This is a genomic window from Roseateles sp. YR242, from assembly GCF_900109745.1.
Classification (GTDB): domain Bacteria; phylum Pseudomonadota; class Gammaproteobacteria; order Burkholderiales; family Burkholderiaceae_C; genus Roseateles.
The window spans coordinates 1-1,389 of the sequence record NZ_FOAV01000036.1 but is presented as its reverse complement, the minus strand read 5'-3'; the positions used below and the strand labels follow the sequence as shown (position 1 = coordinate 1,389).

Annotated in this window: 1 protein-coding gene; it reads left to right on the top strand. The window is 57.2% G+C overall.

Annotated features, from left to right (window positions below):
• Nucleotides 1-990: 990 nt before the first annotated feature.
• Nucleotides 991-1,200 carry a hypothetical protein gene (locus BMY53_RS26230; RefSeq protein ID WP_218151307.1) on the top strand — a complete coding sequence of 70 codons (210 nt, stop codon included), beginning with the start codon at nt 991-993 and terminating at the stop codon, nt 1,198-1,200.
• Nucleotides 1,201-1,389 lie beyond the last annotated feature (189 nt).

Genomic DNA, 1,389 nt, shown 5'->3' with positions numbered 1-1,389 from the left:
GAGTTCGAGGCCAACTACCATCGACAACGCGCTGGTCAGGCCGCGACCGTCTGACTTAAACCAACAGGCCTCCGCGATTGCCGGGGCGGTTCATTTCACTCAGGAGAGGCCTCACCCACAGGAGCTTGTTAATGAAGTCCACGCGCCCCTACTCCGTTAAGAGCCGGTATTCTGCGTTTGTCCAACGCGGGGGCCGTATTGCCCTTCCGCCTGATACGCCAGATCTCCATCTGGGCCAGCGGGTTTACTTTTTCGCGCAGGACGGTCAAATTGGCTTTATGAGTCGGCCGAAGGGGCGAGTTCACGGACGGCTGTTGTCCGCACGCGTGCGTCGCTCGGTGAGAAGCTTGGCCATATATGGACCTCGCACCCGTGTCCCTATTCGACGGAGCATCCGCCGCTGACCCCAAGCCATCCGGGATGGCAAGGGCAGGCTGGACCTTGGGTCAAGCCAGTGGCAGATTACCGCATCGCTGTTGGTTGAATGAAGGTCATCGTCCCAATGATCGTCGCCTGCAAGCCAGCGAGGGCGTTCCGGCTACGCTCAATAGAAAGTGCCCATGCGCGTCTCTTCGCCATGGCTCGACCGACTCACCCAAAACAGCGCCGACTTTGACGCACAGAGCAGTGCCGCCAAGGCTGCCGGGCCTGTAACTGATCTCCAAACCGCAATCGCACGCGCACGGAAGCCATCTTGTGGTGCGCCAGTCCAGTGAAACGCAGCTCACTTGGGGTCCTCCGAGGCCGCCAAACCGCGCCTCGTGGAAAAGTTCAGAACTGAATGAACAAAACCCCGGAAAGTTCAGAACTGAACGAGCAAGCAGTTCAGAAGTCGACGAGCTGGGTTCTCGTAAGTACTTGATCCGACGTTGAGCAGAGTTCAGAACTCACTGAACTTCGACACTAATGCCCATGCCACGAGACCGAAGCCCACTTGAGAAGGCCACAGGGAAGCTCATTTCAGCCATTCAAAAGGAGTGGGGAAAAGAAATGAGCGGAGCCGACGCCGATGAAAGCGAACAGGTGATGCACACATCACACTTGCTTCTGCAAGCAGCTTTCGCTTCAGGATCAATTTCTAGCGTTATCGGCGAGGGATCGGTAGCCACATTCGTTGGCCAAAGTTGGGTCAACGCGCATCCAAACGTGTTGCCCTACATCCGCTCGCTCGAATCAATCGAATCGGGTTCTTCCACATGAGCACCCGTGGTGGAGGCTAGAAGCCGTCGTTAGATCGACGATGGCCTCACACCGGAGCACCCGCCAAAGCAGATCGCTCGGTGAATCGATGAAATGTAAGCGGTCAATGAACCGCGTCCTTGAGCTGCGGGCCGTGAGCTGACAACGTACGTTCCCACGTAGACGAACGTGGGAACGTAGTGACGGAAG